The sequence below is a fragment of the Paraburkholderia sp. IW21 genome (assembly GCF_041321145.1).
In the GTDB taxonomy this organism is placed as follows: Bacteria; Pseudomonadota; Gammaproteobacteria; order Burkholderiales; family Burkholderiaceae; genus Paraburkholderia.
The window spans coordinates 258961-275828 of record NZ_JBGGWA010000005.1 but is presented as its reverse complement, the minus strand read 5'-3'; the positions used below and the strand labels follow the sequence as shown (position 1 = coordinate 275828).

At 61.0% G+C, this 16868-nt stretch carries 15 protein-coding genes; 9 read left to right on the top strand and 6 right to left on the bottom strand.

The window, feature by feature from the left end; translation table 11 throughout:
* Positions 1-95 precede the first annotated feature (95 nt).
* Entirely contained in the window at positions 96-647 is a 552-nt protein-coding gene (locus tag ACAX43_RS14470) for a cupin domain-containing protein (protein WP_370709079.1), read from the top strand.
* A gap of 89 nt (positions 648-736) precedes the next feature.
* Entirely contained in the window at positions 737-2230 is a 1494-nt protein-coding gene (locus tag ACAX43_RS14465) for an aldehyde dehydrogenase (protein WP_370709078.1), read from the top strand.
* A gap of 148 nt (positions 2231-2378) precedes the next feature.
* Here ACAX43_RS14465 and ACAX43_RS14460 read toward each other — a convergent pair whose 3' ends face one another.
* The gene (locus ACAX43_RS14460; protein ID WP_370709077.1) at positions 2379-3398 is read right to left on the bottom strand and encodes a VTT domain-containing protein; all 1020 of its coding nucleotides are present in this window, start codon (positions 3396-3398) and stop codon (positions 2379-2381) included.
* Positions 3399-3770: 372 nt separating this feature from the next.
* Between ACAX43_RS14460 and ACAX43_RS14455 the strand changes: the two genes are divergently transcribed.
* A complete protein-coding gene (locus tag ACAX43_RS14455; RefSeq protein ID WP_370709076.1) occupies positions 3771-4376 on the top strand; it encodes a peroxidase-related enzyme in 606 nt (201 codons plus the stop codon).
* 163 nt (positions 4377-4539) lie between these two features.
* Here ACAX43_RS14455 and ACAX43_RS14450 read toward each other — a convergent pair whose 3' ends face one another.
* Positions 4540-5472, bottom strand: a complete 933-nt coding sequence (locus ACAX43_RS14450; protein WP_370709075.1) for a LysR family transcriptional regulator — start codon at positions 5470-5472, stop codon at positions 4540-4542.
* A gap of 93 nt (positions 5473-5565) precedes the next feature.
* Between ACAX43_RS14450 and ACAX43_RS14445 the strand changes: the two genes are divergently transcribed.
* From ACAX43_RS14445 to ACAX43_RS14425, 5 genes are all read left to right on the top strand, one after another.
* Positions 5566-6834 (top strand): CaiB/BaiF CoA transferase family protein, encoded by a 1269-nt coding sequence (locus ACAX43_RS14445; protein WP_370709074.1) that lies wholly within the window; start codon positions 5566-5568, stop codon positions 6832-6834.
* Positions 6827-7966: an acyl-CoA dehydrogenase family protein gene (locus ACAX43_RS14440; protein WP_370709073.1), complete on the top strand. Its 1140-nt coding sequence runs from the start codon at positions 6827-6829 to the stop codon at positions 7964-7966. Before ACAX43_RS14445 ends, ACAX43_RS14440 begins: the two co-directional genes overlap by 8 nt.
* Positions 7967-7996: 30 nt before the next feature.
* Positions 7997-8746: an electron transfer flavoprotein subunit beta/FixA family protein gene (locus tag ACAX43_RS14435; protein ID WP_370709072.1), complete on the top strand. Its 750-nt coding sequence runs from the start codon at positions 7997-7999 to the stop codon at positions 8744-8746.
* 22 nt (positions 8747-8768) lie between these two features.
* A complete protein-coding gene (locus ACAX43_RS14430) occupies positions 8769-9701 on the top strand; it encodes an electron transfer flavoprotein subunit alpha/FixB family protein (protein WP_370709332.1) in 933 nt (310 codons plus the stop codon).
* A gap of 114 nt (positions 9702-9815) precedes the next feature.
* Positions 9816-11246 carry a cytosine permease gene (locus ACAX43_RS14425; RefSeq protein WP_370709071.1) on the top strand — a complete coding sequence of 477 codons (1431 nt, stop codon included), beginning with the start codon at positions 9816-9818 and terminating at the stop codon, positions 11244-11246.
* A 21-nt stretch (positions 11247-11267) separates the two neighbouring features.
* Here the strand turns inward: ACAX43_RS14425 and ACAX43_RS14420 are convergent, their stop codons facing one another.
* Together ACAX43_RS14420 and ACAX43_RS14415 are read right to left on the bottom strand one after the other, a co-directional pair.
* Positions 11268-13235, bottom strand: coding sequence for a putative bifunctional diguanylate cyclase/phosphodiesterase (locus ACAX43_RS14420; RefSeq protein ID WP_370709070.1), 1968 nt, complete (start codon positions 13233-13235; stop codon positions 11268-11270).
* Positions 13236-13498: 263 nt separating this feature from the next.
* Positions 13499-13882: a hypothetical protein gene (locus tag ACAX43_RS14415; RefSeq protein ID WP_370709069.1), complete on the bottom strand. Its 384-nt coding sequence runs from the start codon at positions 13880-13882 to the stop codon at positions 13499-13501.
* Positions 13883-14233: 351 nt separating this feature from the next.
* Between ACAX43_RS14415 and ACAX43_RS14410 the strand changes: the two genes are divergently transcribed.
* A complete protein-coding gene (locus ACAX43_RS14410) occupies positions 14234-14512 on the top strand; it encodes an HU family DNA-binding protein (RefSeq protein WP_006049832.1) in 279 nt (92 codons plus the stop codon).
* A gap of 243 nt (positions 14513-14755) precedes the next feature.
* On the opposite strand, the gene ACAX43_RS14405 is transcribed toward ACAX43_RS14410, so the two are convergent.
* Together ACAX43_RS14405 and ACAX43_RS14400 are read right to left on the bottom strand one after the other, a co-directional pair.
* Positions 14756-15874, bottom strand: a complete 1119-nt coding sequence (locus ACAX43_RS14405) for a 3-deoxy-7-phosphoheptulonate synthase (protein ID WP_370709068.1) — start codon at positions 15872-15874, stop codon at positions 14756-14758.
* Positions 15875-15992: 118 nt separating this feature from the next.
* Positions 15993-16796: a DUF72 domain-containing protein gene (locus ACAX43_RS14400; protein WP_370709067.1), complete on the bottom strand. Its 804-nt coding sequence runs from the start codon at positions 16794-16796 to the stop codon at positions 15993-15995.
* Positions 16797-16868: the final 72 nt, after the last annotated feature.

Sequence of the window (16868 nt, the reverse complement as noted above, 5' to 3'; positions counted from 1 at the left end):
GCAAAGATTAAAGTGATTAGAATATTCAACACTCGCGGGCAGATGTTGCCCGAGTCCCCGCGCCCCGATCGTTTCCAATGTCAGAGAGCTTTGCGATGTCCATAGAAGTAGCGACCCGTCTGCAGTACATCCGTAAGAAGAATGGCTTGTCCCAGCGTGAACTGGCGAAACGGGCGGGGGTGACTAACGGCACGATCTCGCTGATCGAACAGAACCGCGTGAGCCCGTCGGTCGGCTCGTTAAAAAAACTGCTCGAATGCATACCGATGAGTCTTGCTGAGTTCTTTACCTTTGAAGTCGAGTCGGAGCGCTCCGTCGTGTCGCGCCGCGCCGACATGCCGAATCTCGGCAATGAGTCGATCGAGTTCTATCTCGCGGGCTCCAGCGTGAAAGACCGCAACATGGGCATCCTGCGCGAGGTGTATCAGCCTCTGTCGGATACGGGGCCTGAGATGCTGGAACACGAGGGCCACGAGGGGGGCGTGATCGTCAGCGGTCAGATCGAACTGACGGTGGATGGCATCACGTGGCTGCTCGATCCCGGCGACAGCTACTACTTCGAAAGCCGTCTACCGCATCGTTTTCGCAATCCCAGCGCGGAGCAGCTCTGCGAGATCGTGTCGGCCAATTCGCCGCCCACGTTCTAAAGACTCCGCGCCAACGCGCCGCGACGCAGTTGCAGGCCTCATGAAGTAGATGCCGGCGTGCGTCGAGCGCATAACATTGAGGCATCCTGATGGACAAGAAAACTCTCGCCTTCTGGCACGACAAGGCCGCTACGCTTTCTATCGAAGGCCGCGCGTTTATCGGCGGCGAGTACCGCGACGCTGCGGGCGGCCGTACGTTCGACTGCCTGAGCCCGATCGACGGCAAGCTGCTCGCCAAGGTCGCCGACAGCGGCGCGGCCGAGGTCGACGCCGCCGTGGCAGCCGCGCGCCGCGCGTTCGACGCCGGCGTATGGTCCGACCTCAACCCACGCAAGCGCAAGGCAATTCTATTGCGCTGGGCCGCGTCGATCCGCGAGCATAGGGACGAACTCGCGCTGCTCGAAACGCTGGATGCAGGCAAGCCGATCGCCGACACCACGACGGTGGACGTGCCTGGCGCGGCATACTGCGTCGAGTGGTTTGCTGAAGCCATCGACAAAGTCGGCGGCGAGGTCGCACCCGCCGATCATCATCTGGTGGGTCTCGTCACGCGCGAACCGATCGGCGTGGTTGCGGCGGTGGTGCCGTGGAATTTCCCGATCCTGATGGCGTCGTGGAAATTCGGGCCGGCCTTGGCCGCGGGTAACAGCGTGGTGCTCAAGCCTTCGGAGAAGTCGCCGCTCACCGCGATTCGCCTCGCTCAGCTTGCGCTTGACGCGGGCATTCCCGCCGGCGTGTTCAACGTCGTGCCGGGCGCGGGTGAACCGGGCAAGCTGCTGGCGCTGCATCAGGACGTGGACTGTCTCGCCTTCACTGGTTCGACCAACGTCGGCAAACTGATCATGCAGTACGCGGGGCAGTCGAACCTGAAGCGCGTGTGGCTCGAACTCGGCGGCAAATCGCCGAACATCGTGATGCCCGATTGCCCTGATCTTGACCGTGCTGCGAACGCAGCGGCCGGCGCGATCTTCTACAACATGGGCGAAATGTGCACCGCGGGTTCGCGCCTGCTCGTGCATCGCGACATCAAGGACGTGTTCCTCGACAAGTTGATCGCCGCCGCGCGCAGTTATACGCCGGGCAACCCGCTCGATCCGCAGACCTCGATGGGCGCGATCGTCGACAACGCGCAACTCGAACGCGTGCTCGGCTATATCGAAGCGGGTCGCGCCGAAGCGAAGCTGTTGCTGGGGGGATCGCGTGTGAAGCAGGAGACCGGTGGCTTCTATATCGAGCCGACCATCTTCGAGATTCCGGCGGCCGGCGCGAAGGTCGCACGCGAGGAAATCTTCGGGCCGGTGTTGTCGGTGATTACGTTCGATACGGTTGAAGAAGCAATCAGGATCGCTAATGACAGCGAATACGGTCTTGCCGCCGCGGTCTGGACCTCGAACCTGACTACCGCACATGAAGTGTCGCGCAAGCTGCGCGCCGGCACGGTGTGGGTCAATTGCTACGACGAAGGCGGTGATATGAATTTCCCGTTCGGCGGCTACAAGCAATCGGGCAACGGCCGCGACAAGTCGTTGCACGCGCTGGAGAAGTACACCGAGCTGAAGTCCACGCTGGTGCGGCTGCGCTGAAGTTCGCTGAGCCAGCGGCGGCGTGCGAGAAGGGCGCCGCCGCGTTTCCAATCAATCCGGGGCCGGGCGCAGGACAACCGGCTCAGCCTATCGACGACGATCGATCAGGCTGACGCCGGCCTTTCACGGCGGGAGATCGCTCGCAAAGTCACTTCGCCAATCTCGCCCGCACGGTGTACGCGCCCTCATCGATCTTGTCTTCCGTCAGGTGGGCCATCGCCGTGTTGAAGTCGGGCGGCAGCGGCTCGACCGGATAACCGCGTTTTTCCCATGCATCGAGGCCGCCCTTGAGCGCGCGGACCTGATGGATATTTTTTCGATGCAGCTGGTTGACGATCCGTTTGGCCGTCGCTTCGTTGGGGCATACGCAGTAGACCACAATTGGCCGCTTCAGCAACTCGGGATGGATCGGCTCGGCCGAGTCCAGATCCAGCAGTTGTGCGCCCGCGATTCGGTGCGATTCTTTCGCGCGTACGCTGTGAGGCCGCGCATCGAAAATCAGCGGCGGCTCATTGGACTTCATCAGTTCATCGAGCTGCTCCGGTGAGATACGCACATGCGCGAGCCAGCGGCGAAACTGCCAGCGACGCACCCAGCGATAGAGCAGCACGGCAAGGAAGATCGCCGCGAACGCGTCGAAAATCGTGCCGCCGTTATGGCGCACGAGCAGCACGAGCTGCATGATCTGATCGTGAAGCGCCGCGCCGCCGATCACCCACACGCTGGCCCATAGCACCGCGCCGATAAAATCCCACAGCAGAAATACACCGGCATTGATGGCCGTCGTGCCGAGCAGGGGCGCCGAGATCAGACCGAGACCGGGCAGGAACTTCGCGACCGTGAGAATCGGCGCGCCGTACCGTTCATAAGTGTTGCGCGCGACGCGCACGGTGGTGTCGAGCGATAGCGAGAAGCGTACGAGGTAGTTCAGCAGCCGCCGGCCGTAAGCTCGTCCGGTGAAGAACCATAGCGAATCCGCGATCAGCGTTGCGCCGACTGCGGCGCAGACGACACTGACATAAGAGGTCTGTCCCATGGCGGCCATTGTTCCGCCGAGGATCAGCATCGGCGCCGCTGGAATCGGCACGCCGAGTTGTGTGATGAGCACACTCATAAAAACGGCCCACACGCCCAGCGAGGGTGGAATAGCAATCGGAAAATGCCACACAACCGCGCTCCTCTTAATGCAGTGAAAGGATTTGAAACAGTCCGCACCCAGCCGGCGCGCTGTGCGAATACGTGGTGCATGTTCCGCTCCTCGCGGACAGCGGCCCCACGCGCACCTGTTTAGCCAGCCTGCACCAACGCAGCAGGTCGACATGCGGATTTAAGCACAGGTTGGCGAAAGGGTGCTGCCGGGAGGGCTGAAAGCCCACAAAGATCTCGCCGTGTTCCGGGCGGGCGCACTAGCCCGTCCCGCATGCCGCGCTCCCCCGCGCGGCCTGTTCGTCTCGCCGCCAGGCGCGGCGCGCAAGCGCGGCACTGCTAAGTCGATGTTGCTACAATCGTCATGCACATACATATACAACGGAGACATCACATGGCAACCCTTCAGCCGATCAGCCGCTACCCCGTGCCTGAGCCGAGCGAATGGCCGGACGACATCAGCGCACGCATTCTCGAAGTGCAGGAGAAAGCCGGTTTTGTCCCGAACGTGTTTCTGTCGCTGGCGCACCGGCCGGACGAATTCCGCGCGTTTTTCGCTTATCACGACGCCTTGATGCTGAAAGAGGGCGGCCTCACCAAAGGCGAGCGCGAGATGATCGTGGTCGCCACGAGCGCGGTGAACGCGTGCCTCTATTGCGTGGTTGCGCACGGCGCGATTCTGCGTATCTACGAAAAGGCGCCATTGCTCGCGGATCAGGTGGCCGTCAATCATCGCAAGGCGGATATCACGGCGCGCCAGAAGGCGATGCTCGACTTCGCGCTGAAGGTCTGCCGCGAATCCGGCGCCGTCGACGATGCCGATTTTCAAACTTTGCGCGAGCACGGCTTTTCCGACGAAGACGTGTGGGATATCGCGGCGATCACCGCGTTTTTCGGTTTGTCGAACCGGATGGCAAACGTCATCTCCATGCGCCCGAACGACGAGTTCTATCTGATGGGTCGTGTGCCGAAGGCGGCCGCGGACACGCCGCGAAAATAGTGTCGGCACGGCTTGCAGCGGACTCGGATCGAATTCGGAAACGCTTTGGATACGTACGACAGATTCTGGACGGTGCTCGACATGACGCCCGGCGGCCGCGGCAGCAACTGGTATCCGAAGCTGGAATATCACACCGTACCCCGCTAAAACCTGGCGGGCAGTGCTAGTCCGGCTTCGGTTTGCGGCTGCGGCCGACGCGTGCGGTCATGGCTTCGCGCACCGCATCGCGGATGCATTCGGCGACCAGTTCGGAAGCGCGTGTGCGTGACGCCCGCGTGGAGCGCGCGATCACCAGCGGTTGGCGGATGGTCTCCTCGCGGATTGGCCGTTCGGCGACCGCGGCGGTAAACGAGGCTGCCGGGCTTTGCGTAATCAGCAGCGATACGCCGAGGCCGTTGGCGACCATGCTGCGCACCAGTTCGATGGATGTCGCCCGGTAGCGGACTTCCGGCGCGAGCCCGCACTGCCAGAACGGCGCCATCAGAAATTCGCGGCTGTGCGGCAGATCGATCAGGATAAGCGGCTCTTTGGCCAGCTCGTAAAGCGAAATGCCACCACGCGTTTTCGCCAGCCTGGAAGCATTGGGCACGAGGGCATACGGGCGCAAAGACGCGAGCGGCTCCAGTTCGATCTCGGCCGGCAAGCCCACGTCATAGGTCAGCGCCAGTTCGATATGACTGCTGTGAAGCCATTCCTCGAGTTCCACCAGATTACCCTCCACAAACCGCACAGTCAGGTTGGGAAAGCGGATGCGTGCGATCCGCAGCAGGACCGGCAGATACACGGGTGCGAGCGTGGTGAATACACCGATATGGACTTCGCCCGAGGCCGCGTCGCCGCCATCGTCGGCTTCGAACGCGTTGGCGGCGATCAGCAGTTGGCGGGCTTCGGCTAATTTGCGCGCGCCGAAGCGTGTTAGCGCCATTTTCGTACCGGCATCGCGCGCGAATAGCGCCTCTTCGAAGAGCGCTTCCAGCTCGCGGATCGCGACGGAAATCGACGGTTGCGAAACGTTCAGCTGCCGAGCCGCTGCCGTCGTGCTGCCGGTTTCCGCCGCAGCCGCGAAATAGCGCAACAACCGCAGTGAAATACGCATTAAGAAATCCTATAGCGGCTAATTTATTCCGATATTTTACTTGATAGGTCAGGGTGCCGAGAATCGGATCATCGTTTCTCAAAGGAGTTCGCTGTGACCTTTCCGGACTTGCCGCTTGCCGGCGTGCGCATCGTCGATTTCTCGCGTGTACTCGCCGGACCGTACTGCACAGCGCTGCTAAGCGACCTGGGCGCCGATGTGATCAAGATCGAGCCGCCGGGCGGCGACGATTACCGCGCAGTGGGTCCGTTCACGGACGGCGAGAGCGGCCTGTTCGCGGCGATGAACCGCAACAAGCGCAGCATCGTGATCGACCTCAAATGCGACGCCGGCCGCGAACTGGCGCAAACGCTCTGCGCCGCCGCCGACGTGGTAGTGGAAAATTTCCGGCCGGGTGTGGCCGACAAGCTGGGAATTGGCTATGCGCAGTTGAGCGAGCGCAACCCGGCGCTCGTCTATGCGAGCGTCTCCGGCTTCGGTCAAACGGGTCCTGAATCGCACCGGCCGGCGTACGACATCATTTTGCAGGCGATGTGCGGGCTGATGGATGCGACCGGTTCGCCCGACGACTCGCCGACTTTGATCGGCGAGTCGGTTTCGGACGTGGTGAGCGGCCTGTTTGCCTCGTGGGGCGTGCTTGCGGCGCTGCTCTCCCGTGAGAAAACCGGCAAGGGTACGCATGTCGATGTTTCGATGTTCGACGCTACCCTGAGCCTCTGCGCAACGCTGGTGGCGCGTTTTGCGGCGACCGGCATCGCGCCGCAGCGCGTGGGCAACCGTCATCCCTCGTCGGCGCCGTTCGGCGCTTATCGCGCGCACGACGGTTTCTATGTGGTTGCTGTGCTGAACAACAAGCTGTTCGGCGCCTTCGCCAGCGCAATCGGTGAGCCGCATCTTTCGAGCGATCCTCGCTATGCGAGCGATGCCTCGCGTTGCTTGCACGAGGCGGATTTGCGCGCGTGTATCGAAGCGTGGTCGTCGCAACGATCGGTAGCCGAAGTGAACCGGATTCTCGGCGCCGCCGGTATTCCGGTTGCGCCGATCCGCAACGTCCAGCAAGCGCTCGAAAGCGAGCAGGCCAAGGTTCGCTCGTTGCTTACCGAGTTGCCGCGAGGCACTGGTCGTGAAAAGCCGCCGCTTCGTTTGCCGTCTCAGCCGGTGAAATTTTCCGCGTACGGCGCGAATCGCGTCACTGCCGCGCCGCGGTTGGGCGAGCACACCGTCGAAATCTTGCACGGCCTCCACCTCGACGCGACGCGCATTGCCGAGTTGCGCATGCAAGGCGCGCTCGGCCGCGAGGCCGCCAATAGCGCGCAATTCGCGCAGCCCGACGCACTCAATAAGGAGACCGACCATGCTTAAACGACTGGGTGTCGAACAGAACGACCTGGAGATTGCCGACGCAATCGAACGCTTTGCACAAAGCGAGCTGGCGCCGCGCGCTGCCGACGTGGACCGCGATGAAATCTCCACCACACGCTATGTTGCCCAGCTCGCCGAACTCGGCGTGATGGGCATGAACCTGCCTGACCGTTGGGGCGGCATCGGCGTGTCGCCTGTGGCGATCATTCTGTCGCTGGTCGAAATTGCGAAGGCCTGCGCGTCGACTTCGTCGATGATCGGCGCGCACTATCTCGCGACGGATTCGATTCTGATCGGTGGCGACGATAGTCTTCGCGAGCGCTATTTGCCCGGAGCCGCCGCGGGCACCAAGCTCGGCGCGTTTGCACTGACAGAGCCGCGCGCCGGTTCCAACCCGGCCGACATGGCGACTCGCGCAACGCCCGAAGGCGACGGCTACCGGATTCGCGGCGTGAAGCACTTCATTTCGAATGCGGACGCAGCGGACTTCATCGTCGTCTACGCAAAGACCGATCCTGATGCCGGTGCGCGAGGCATCAGTGCGTTCGTCGTCGATCGGCATGGTGCGGGCGTGGACGTGGCACCTGCCGAGAAGCTGATGGGCATTCGCGGCGCGCCGGCGCACGAGATTGCCCTGGACTGTTTCGTGCCGGCCGCTAATCGTCTCGGGCTCGAAGGAACAGGCTTTCGCACCGCGATGAAAGTGCTCGACAACAGCCGTCTCGATGTCGCCGCAACGAGCCTCGGCATCGCGGAGGCGGCGCTCGCGAGCGCCGTCGATTGGGCGAGGCAGCGGCAGGTTGGGGGGGAGCCGCTTTCGCGGAAGCAAGGCTTGCAATGGATGTTCGCTGACATGAAGACCCGGCTCGAGGCCGCGTGGCTGCTCACCTTGCAGGCGGCCGTGCGGCGCGCGGCCGGCGAGCCGTTCACCGACTACGCGTCGATGGCAAAGCTGTATGCCTCGGAGACAGTTAGTTTTATCACCGATACGGCGTTGCAGATTCACGGCGGCTATGGCTTCACACGCGAGATGCCACTCGAGCGGCTGGTGCGCGACGCGCGAATTTTGCGCATCTACGAAGGTTCATCGGAAATCCAGCGCACGGTGATCGCGCGGATGGTGCTGGCCTGAGCGATAAAGCGATAGCGAGGGGATAGGGATATGAAGGTGTTGGTGGCGGTAAAGCGGGTGGTCGATTTCAACGTGAAAGTCCGGGTCAGATCGGACGGCACGGGTGTCGATATGGCGAACGTGAAGATGTCGATGAATCCGTTCGATGAGATTGCAGTTGAAGAGGCGGTGCGGTTGCGGGAAGCAGGCGTGGCTACTGAAGTCGTTGCTGTTTCTTGCGGGGTTGCGCAGGCGCAGGAAATGTTGCGCACGGCGCTGGCGATTGGTGCGGATCGTGCAGTGCTTGTCGAATCTTCTGAAGATATGCAACCGCTAGCGGTGGCGAAACTGCTGAAGGCGTGGGTGGATAAAGAGCAGCCGTCGCTGGTCATTTTTGGCAAGCAGGCCATTGATGATGATTCGAACCAGACCGGCCAGATGCTGGCCGCGCTGGCTGGGTTTCCGCAAGCCACATTCGCTTCGAAGGTTGTCGTGGCCGACGGTAAGGCTACCGTTTCGCGTGAAGTGGACGGCGGGGCTGAAACGCTATCGCTGACGCTGCCCGCTGTGGTCACAACCGATCTGCGTCTGAACGAGCCGCGCTATGTAACGCTGCCGAACATCATGAAGGCAAAGAAGAAGCCGCTGGAAGTGGTCAAGCCGGAAGACCTCGGCGTTGATGTGACGCCACGCCTGAAGACGCTAAAAGTCGTCGAGCCGCCAAAGCGCTCCGCCGGTGTGAAGGTGCCGGATGTGAAGACGCTGGTCGAGAAGCTGAAGACCGAAGCCAAGGCGCTGTAAGGAGACGGACGAAATGACGAATCTGGTTAATCTTGTAATTGCAGAACACGATAACGCATCGATCAAGGCCGCGACGCTGAACACGATTGCAGCGGCGCAGAAGATCGGTGGTGATATTCACGTGCTAGTGGCGGGTTACAACGCACAGGCGGCCGCGGACCAGGCTGCGAAGATTGCAGGCGTTTCGAAGGTGTTGCTGACCGACGCGCCGCAACTCGCAGCGGGCCTGGCAGAAAACGTCGAAGCGACGGTCATGAACATCGCGAAGGACTACACGCACATCCTCGCGCCGGCGACTGCCTACGGCAAGAACATCGCGCCGCGTATCGCCGTAAAGCTCGACGTTGCGCAGATCAGCGACATCACCGCAGTGGATAGCGCTGATACGTTCGAGCGTCCGATCTATGCGGGTAACGCGATCGCCACGGTGCAATCTCAAGACCCGATCAAGGTCATCACGGTTCGCACGACGGGTTTCGACCCAGTGGCAGCCGAAGGCGGCAGCGCTGCGGTAGAAAAAATTGAAGCCGCAGTAGATCAAGGCCTGTCGCAGTTCGTGAGCCGTGAAGTCACGAAGCTGGACCGTCCGGAACTGACGTCGGCGAAGATCATCGTCTCGGGTGGCCGCGGTCTGGGCAACGGTGAAAACTACACGAAAATTCTCGAGCCGCTGGCCGACAAGCTGAACGCAGCGCTGGGCGCATCGCGTGCTGCGGTCGACGCGGGTTTCGTGCCGAACGACTATCAGGTCGGCCAGACCGGCAAGATCGTCGCGCCGCAACTGTACGTCGCAGTGGGCATCTCAGGTGCGATCCAGCATCTGGCCGGCATGAAGGACTCGAAGGTGATCGTCGCGATCAACAAGGATCCGGAAGCGCCGATTTTCAGCGTCGCCGATTATGGTCTGGTCGGCGATCTGTTCGACGCGGTGCCGGAACTCGCCATCGCGCTATAGCGCGTCAACCGTCATCGCGTCGTCGCTCGAATCGAATAACAACATTAGACAGCCTAACCAACCGCGTTCTCATTGCTGCCGCAAGGCAGTGTAGCGACCTGTCAGGAGATACATATGGCAACATCCATCCCGCGCACGACAGCATCTTCGCTGATCGAACGTCGCTCCATCGACTATATCCCCGAATCGGAGCGCCACGGCAGCCTCATTAGTCAGTTCACGCTTTGGTTCGGTGCGAATCTGCAGGTCACCGCGGTGGTGACCGGCGCGCTCGCGGTCGTGCTCGGCGGCGACGTGTTCTGGTCGTTGATCGGCCTGCTGGCCGGCCAGATCATCGGCGGCGCGGTAATGGCCCTGCATGGCGCGCAAGGTCCGCAACTCGGTCTGCCCCAGATGATTTCGAGCCGCGTGCAGTTCGGCGTGTATGGCGCGATTATTCCGCTTGCGCTGGTTTGCGTGATGTATGTCGGCTTCTCGGCCGGGGGCACCGTGCTCGCCGGGCAGGCGATCGGCCAGTTGCTGCACGTCGACAACCCGACCGCGATCGCCATCTTCGCGCTGCTGATCGTTGTGCTGACCGCGCTCGGCTATCGCACCATTCACGCGATGGGGCGCATGTCGACAGTCGTCGGCGTATTAGCGTTTCTCTATCTGTTCGGGAGCTTGCTGCATGGGCACGATATCAACGTATTGTTGAACAACCGCCACTTCACGGTCGGCACCTTTCTGCTGGCCGTGTCCTTGTCGGCTTCCTGGCAGATCGCATACGGCCCTTACGTCGCCGACTATTCCCGCTATCTGCCGAGTTCCACCTCGGCATTGAAGACATTCTGGGCAGTCGGCCTCGGCTCCGTGCTTGGCGCTCAGGTGTCGATGGTATTCGGCGTGTTTGCGGCGGCGCTTGCGGGAAGCCAATTCGCGGGGCATGAGGTGTCGTTTATCGTGAGTCTGGGCGCGAGCGGCGTGCTCGCCGCAGTGTTGTACTTCACGATTGCACTGGGCAAGCTCACGATTACGACGCTCAACGCATACGGCAGCGTCATGTCTGTGGCCACCATCATGACGGGCTTTGGCGGACAACGGTCGATTTCGAACCGCACGCGTCTCTTCTTCATTTTCCTGATGGTCGGCGCGTCGACGGGGTTGGCGCTTGCGGGTCATCGCGCGTTTCTGAAGGAATTCTCGTCGTTTCTGCTGTTTCTGCTGGCGTTCTTCACGCCCTGGAGCGCGATCAATCTGGTCGATTATTACTGCGTCACCAAAGAACGCTACGACGTGCCGGCGCTATTTGATCCAGATGGCCGCTATGGCCGCTGGAATATGGCGGGCATCGCGGTCTATGCGTTCGGCGTGCTGATCCAGATGCCGTTCATCGCGACAGGTTTCTACACCGGCGCGCTGGTGGACTCGCTGGGCGGCGTCGATATTTCGTGGATCGTCGGTTTGATTGCGCCCGCGCTGCTGTATTACTTAGTCGCGCGTTTGAAAGGCTTCGACGTTCCCGACGAGATGATCCTGCCGCCCGAGCCGGGTGTCGCGGATTGAGTGGGTGCTGGCGCCACGCGGCTACGTCGGTACAACATGGCCTTGGCTGAGTGCCGTCTGCAAGTAGGTAGAGACGGCGCTCGCCCGCATCGGTCTGCCGTACAGATAGCCCTGTACCGCGCGAGCGCCCAGCGCTTTGACGACTTCGGCTTGCGACGACGTCTCGAGTCCTTCCACCACGCATTCGAGTCCGAGATTTCTGCACAGATCGATCACCGACTTGACGATCTTCGTCGATGCACTGTCGGAATCCACGTCGGTCATGAAACTGCGGTCGATCTTGATCGTGTCGAAGGGCAGGCGATGCACGTAACTGAGGCTCGAATAGCCGGTGCCGAAATCGTCGAGCGAGACGCGGCAGCCGGCTTGCTTGATCATCGTGAGCGAGGAGCGGGCCTGCTCGAAATCACGCGTTACCGCAGTTTCCGTGATTTCGAAGTTCACGCGATGCGCGGGCACGCCGCTGCCCAACACGATATCGACCAGGCGGCGAGCGCGCGGCGAAGTCGAAATATCGATTGCGGAGAGATTGAACGACAGATAGAGATCGGACGGCCAGCGCGATACTTCGTCGAGCGCTTTGTGAAGAAGCACTTCGGTGACACGTAGAATCAGTTCCGTACGCTCGGCAATCCGAATGAATTCTTCCGGCTTGACCGCGCCTAGCCGCGCATTGTGCCATCGGCCCAGCGCCTCCAGACCGATGGGGCGTTGCGTGAGCACGTCGTAAATCGGTTGAAACTCGAGGAACAGTTCGGACTCCAGGTCCGCATGGCGCAGTTCCTGAGCGACGAGACTCGAGCGCCGGATCCGCGTTTCATGTTCCGTCGAGAAGATGACCGGCGTACCGCGACGGCCCTCCTTGCCGACATACAGTGCAGCGTCGGCTCGTTCAAACACCTGCTGGACGGTCGTGCCCGCTTCGGGAAATGCGGCCCAGCCGATCGTTCCCGACAACTCGGCAACATTACCGGCTACCCGATAGGGCTGGCTGAGCGCTGCGCAGATGCGTTGTCCCAGTTCGACGAGCGTCTCGTTCGACAGTTTGTGCTGGGCCAGCACGCCGAATTCGTCGCCGCCCAGGCGCGCGAAGAAGATGCCGGGTTCGGCGAGCGCCAGCAATCGCAAGCCGACTTCCTGGAGCACGAGGTCGCCGCTAGCATGTCCGTAAATATCGTTGACCTGTTTGAAACCGTCGAGATCGATCAGTCCAACGTTGAAGCCGCCGCTGTTGCCGAGCGCCTGTTCGGACAGTGCGCGCAGCGATGCGAAGAAACTGCGCCGGTTGGGCAGATCGGTCAGACTATCGATGCTCGCGAGCCGGAAGTTGTCGTCGCTGAGTCTTTGCGTTTTCTGCTGGCTCACCTGCAATTCGCGCTGCGCGTGTACTACGTCGGCGAAGGTCCGGTAATACAGCTCGATGATAAAGGCGAGGGCGACGCCGACCAGCGTCATGTCGACGGCCATCGCGATGAAGACGGGATAGCCCGTGAAAACCAGAAAAGTCGCAAAGCTTAGGATGACGATCGATAGCAGAAGCAGGGCGGCCGCCCGCAGATGCATCAGGCAGAACACGCAGCCGACCACCGTCGTTGCCATGTAAAACGTGACTTGCGCCTGTTCGTAGGCGGTGCCGTACGGAAACAGCAATAGCGACCAGGCGCTGAAGGCGACGCCGAAGATGCCCGCGAGCCAGATCAGCTTGCGCAGTTCGGGCACGGCCTTATCGTGCGTCAGGACCCGATGCCGGATGAGCCACCAGCGTATGCAACGAATGATGCACACGGTGCAGAGCGTGGCAGGAACATAGATAGACAACCACGCCGGCGCACAGTACAGATGCGTGACCGCGACAGCCGTCGTGTTCACGAGCAGGATGAAATAAAGCAGCGGGATCTGGCGGCCGAATGCCTGGAGCTGCGAACGCACGAGCTCGGGGTCGCCTTCCGCGACAGACAGTGCTTCCCTCAATCTGGCTAACCGAACCATTCCCGTCCTTGTAACGTTTGCGCTGCACACGCAGCTTTGTATATCGGCAGTGGGGGTGAGACCTTGAGGGCATTTTCAGTGGAAATAAAATGCGCGTTGAATCAGCGGTAAATACGCCCGGGATGCTCATTGGCGAAGCGTCATTTGTGCCGTTTGAAGTTGTGCGATGTCAATCATCCGGGCGTATAGGCGTGATATGACCGCTTTGGTTTGCAAGGGGCGCGCAGCGGCCCATTGCCGCAAATCCGGCAAAAATTTCCGTGCTACAGCGCCGGACACGAGAGAACTCGCTGCGGTGCGAGGGTGGTTCCGGGCTCCCCATTTTCGGCCGGCGTGCCTTGCGGGGGTGTCGAAACCAAACGGACGCTGTTTTCGCCGGCATTGGCCAGCACATATTTCTCCGGGCTGTTTTCGGGTTGCCAGTAAGCGTGATAAACGCCGCCGTCGCCGAAAACCAGCAGTTTTCCATGCACCGTTTTCGCGCCGCTGACGAGATCGACCGGTTCGCCGTCGCGCACCTGGAAGCGCTGCGGCGTGGTCGAAGTCGCCGTTCCGACGAGCGTCGCGCAGGCGTTATCGGCGGCGGCCGCAGCCGCGCAAGACCAGGCCGCGAATGCAGCGCATGTTGCAATATGGCGAATTTTCATTGTTTTATTCCTTCCGGATTTTTTATTGCTGAGCGCGGCACGCCGCTGAGTGCCGAATCTTTGCGATCCACCATAACATAGTAAAAAAGCGTGACCGCAGTCCGTGTCTTGCCGCTAAAGCACTGAAATTGCAACGGATTGTGATACGCCGCGAACGGCGGTCAAGCGGGCAAAGCGCCTAAGCGCGCGATTCTTATGGCACTTTGCGACAAAAAAACGTCAAATTGCCGCTGGGCGGGTGATACAAGGCTTACACCCAAGGTTTGCGCGAATACGCGCCTATGCGTTAGTGTGTCGGTCCCGGCGCAACAGATGTGGCGCCGGTTCCATGATTACCATACGGGAAGTGCTATGAACAAACAGGAACTGATTGATGCAGTCGCCGCAGCGACGGGCGAAAGCAAAGCGGCCACCGGCCAAACCATCGACGCGATCGTCGAAGCGGTGACCAAAGCCGTGGTGGGTGGCGATACGGTGCAACTGGTCGGTTTCGGTTCTTTCTCGACCGGCGCGCGCGCAGCACGCGTGGGCCGCAATCCGTCGACTGGTGCCGAGATCCAGATCGCCGCTGCCAAGACGGTGAAATTCACCGCCGGCAAGGCATTCAAGGAAGCCGTCAACGCGTCGTAATGCAACGCGCCTCGCGCCGGAGCATTCGCGCCCGCTGTCATAGTGGGCAGCGAGCGATGCCTCGGGCGTGAGGAACAGCGCGCTGCCCAACCTCGCTGGGGTGGATCAGTCGGCGGTTGGTGCGGCGCGTGCGGTGCTTATGATGTCGTGGATGGCTTTTGGTTTTGCGTCGTGCACGCTCGCGTACCGGCCGTTTGTTCTGGTTATTGGTTGCGCGAGATCGTGCAGGCCGCGTCGGCGAGATTAGCCCGCGCGCCGTTTCCGGGTTGCTTCGGCGAGGGTGTCGAGCACCGGTTCGGTTTGCGTCCAGCTCACGCAGGCGTCCGTAATCGATACGCCGTAACGCAACGGCACACCGGCCTTCAGATCCTGACGGCCTTCTTCCAGATGACTTTCCAGCATGACGCCGACAATGCGGCGCTCGCGCTGCGACAGTTGCTGCGCCAGATCCTGCACCACTTCCAGTTGACGCAAATGCGATTTGCCGGAGTTCGCGTGCGAACAGTCGATCATGACCTGCTCGCGCAAGCCCGCTGATTTGAGCGCAGCACAGGTTGCTTCCACCGAGGCGCTGTCGTAATTCGGCCCTTTCTTGCCGCCGCGCAAGATGACGTGTGCGTCGTCATTGCCACGAGTTTCGAAGATTGCAGCCATGCCCATCTTGGTCATGCCCATGAACGCATGACTCGCGCGCGCCGCCACGATCGCGTCCGCGGCGATTTGCACACCACCGTCCGTGCCGTTCTTGAAACCGATCGGGCAGCTCAGCCCCGATGCAAGTTGCCGATGACTCTGACTCTCCGTCGTGCGTGCACCGATGGCACCCCACGCGATCAGATCCGCGATGTATTGCGGACTGAGCAGGTCGAGAAATTCGGTGGCCGTGGGCAAGCCGAGGCCGTTGATGTCGAGCAGCAGTTGCCTTGCGAGACGCAGACCTTCGTTGATGCGGAAGCTGCCGTCGAGACGCGGGTCGTTGATATAGCCTTTCCAGCCTACGGTCGTGCGCGGTTTTTCGAAGTAGACCCGCATGACGATCAGCAGATCGTCCTTGTAGGTCTGTGCCGCGACCTTGAGCTTGCGGGCGTATTCGATCGCCTGGTCGTGGTCGTGAATCGAGCACGGGCCGACGATCATCACGAGCCGGTCGTCACGGCCGTGCAGAATGTCGGCGATTTCCACGCGGGTTTTCTCGACGAGTGTCTGCACCGCGGGCGGCACGGGTAACTCGTCCTGCAGCAGGGCAGGGGAAATCAGCGGACGTACCGCGCCGATACGAACGTCGTCGATGCGCGTGGTGTCCTGGGTGGCGTCGGCCGAGCCGACTTCCTGGTCATGCAAAGGATTGTCGATGGCGCTCAAAATGTTCTCCCGGACCTTGGGTGTTGAGGAAGCCTTGCGGCCTGAGTGTATGAGTGTCGATGCGTTTGTTGGCAGCCGGGATTATGACACTCGTGCGGCGTGACTTGGATGACAACTATCAGAGGCGTTTGATCAGTGCCATGGCGGCTGCCGGATTACGCTCCTTGAAGCCGCTGATGACGTAGAGGTAGACGTCGCGTGCGGTGGTTTTTGCAGGTGCTGCTGCTGATGTTTCCAGATCGTCCGGTGTCGTGCCTGCGGCGAGTTGGCGCACACGTTCGGCCCAGGTGTCGAGGGCTTTGGTCGAATAGCCAGTGGCTTGTTTGTCGGTTGTGCCCATGATGCGGGCGTAGACGAATGGTGCAGTGATGTCCGCGATTTGCGGGTAGTCGCTGTCGGCCGCGAGCACGATGGCGACTTTGTATTTTCTGGCTAGCGCGATGAAGTCCGGGGTCTTGAAGGTCTCGTTGCGGACTTCGATCGCGTGTCTTAGCTTTTGGCCTTCGATGCTGGCGGGCAGCAGTTTCAGGAAGGCTTCGAAGTCTTCAGGGTCGAACTTTTTTGTCGGTGCGAATTGCCAGTTGATCGCGCCTAGTTTTTGTTTTAGCAATAGCACGCCGCTGGCGAGGAAGCGTTCGATTGTTTCATTGGCGTCCGCCAGGACTTTTCTGTTGGTCGCGTAGCGGGGGGCTTTTAGTGAGAAGACGAAATCTTCTGGCGTTTCCTGGTACCACTTTTCGTAGCTTGATGGTTTTTGCAAGCCGTAGAAGGTGCCGTTGATTTCTATCGATGTGAGGTTTTTGCTGGCGTATTCGAGTTCACGGCTTTGCGTGAGGTCCGATGGGTAGAAGGTGCCACGCCAGGGAGCATAGGTCCAGCCGCCTATGCCGATTCTGATTTTGCCGCTTTGGGTTGATGGCATTTTTTGGGTCCTCTTTGATGGCTCCGCCAAGAGAGGTAGATTAGCGCATTGATGTTGGGTTTGGGGGTTTTT

Coding starts and splice junctions, on each gene's coding strand:
- ACAX43_RS14470 (WP_370709079.1), top strand. CDS start 96: ATGTCCATAGAAGTAGCGACCCGTCTGCAGTACATCCGTAAGAAGAAT.
- ACAX43_RS14465 (WP_370709078.1), top strand. CDS start 737: ATGGACAAGAAAACTCTCGCCTTCTGGCACGACAAGGCCGCTACGCTT.
- ACAX43_RS14455 (WP_370709076.1), top strand. CDS start 3,771: ATGGCAACCCTTCAGCCGATCAGCCGCTACCCCGTGCCTGAGCCGAGC.
- ACAX43_RS14450 (WP_370709075.1), bottom strand. CDS start 5,472: ATGCGTATTTCACTGCGGTTGTTGCGCTATTTCGCGGCTGCGGCGGAA.
- ACAX43_RS14440 (WP_370709073.1), top strand. CDS start 6,827: ATGCTTAAACGACTGGGTGTCGAACAGAACGACCTGGAGATTGCCGAC.
- ACAX43_RS14435 (WP_370709072.1), top strand. CDS start 7,997: ATGAAGGTGTTGGTGGCGGTAAAGCGGGTGGTCGATTTCAACGTGAAA.
- ACAX43_RS14425 (WP_370709071.1), top strand. CDS start 9,816: ATGGCAACATCCATCCCGCGCACGACAGCATCTTCGCTGATCGAACGT.
- ACAX43_RS14420 (WP_370709070.1), bottom strand. CDS start 13,235: ATGGTTCGGTTAGCCAGATTGAGGGAAGCACTGTCTGTCGCGGAAGGC.
- ACAX43_RS14415 (WP_370709069.1), bottom strand. CDS start 13,882: ATGAAAATTCGCCATATTGCAACATGCGCTGCATTCGCGGCCTGGTCT.
- ACAX43_RS14410 (WP_006049832.1), top strand. CDS start 14,234: ATGAACAAACAGGAACTGATTGATGCAGTCGCCGCAGCGACGGGCGAA.
- ACAX43_RS14400 (WP_370709067.1), bottom strand. CDS start 16,796: ATGCCATCAACCCAAAGCGGCAAAATCAGAATCGGCATAGGCGGCTGG.